Genomic DNA, 794 nt, shown 5'->3' with positions numbered 1-794 from the left:
GTGTAATCAGATTGGTCGCATCGTTGATGCCATTTGTTGGTGTCAAAGTAGCGGTCCATGTAATCCCTCCATCCGAGGAGCTTACACTCGAAAGGATACCGTTGGCTACCGATAGATCAGCATTAGTAAATCCCGCAACTGCCTCTGAGAATGTAAAGGTTACAAGGCTTGTCTCTCCAGCTCTCAATTGTGTATCCGAAACCACTATTGTGGCAGTCGGGCGTTGGGTATCTATCGAGTAATTGTTGGAATCTGTTGTACCAGTTCCTGTGTTTCCTGCCTGATCAGCAATTCCTGTATTATTGAGTGTAATCAGATTGGTCGCATCGTTGATGCCATTTGTTGGTGTAAAAGTAGCGGTCCATGTTATCCCTCCATCCAAGGAGCTTACACTGGAAAGGGTACCGTTGGTTACCGTAAGATCAGCATTAGTAAAACCCGCAACTGCCTCTGAGAAAGTAAAGGTTACAAGGCTTGTCTCTCCAGCTCTCAATTGTGTATCCGAAACCAATATTGTGGCAGTCGGGCGTTGGGTATCTATCGAGTAATTGTTGGAATCTGTTGTACCAGTTCCTGTGTTTCCTGCCTGATCAGCAATTCCTGTATTATTGAGTGTAATCAGATTGGTCGCATCGTTGATGCCATTTGTTGGTGTCAAAGTAGCGGTCCATGTTATCCCTCCATCCGAGGAGCTTACACTCGAAAGGATACCGTTGGCTATCGATAGATCAGCATTAGTAAATCCCGCAACTGCCTCTGAGAATGTAAAGGTTACAAGGCTTGTCTCTCCAGCC

At 45.7% G+C, this 794-nt stretch carries 1 protein-coding gene; it reads right to left on the bottom strand.

The window, feature by feature from the left end; genetic code table 11:
- A partial coding sequence (locus IEV57_RS19415) for an Ig-like domain-containing protein (protein WP_229744532.1) occupies positions 1–794 on the bottom strand: 794 nt, incomplete at both ends.

Origin of the sequence: Belliella aquatica (assembly GCF_014637795.1) — a bacterium.
Classification (GTDB): Bacteria; Bacteroidota; Bacteroidia; order Cytophagales; family Cyclobacteriaceae; genus Belliella; species Belliella aquatica.
The sequence above is the reverse complement of the archived record's forward strand: the minus strand, read 5'-3'. Positions and strand labels throughout refer to the sequence as shown.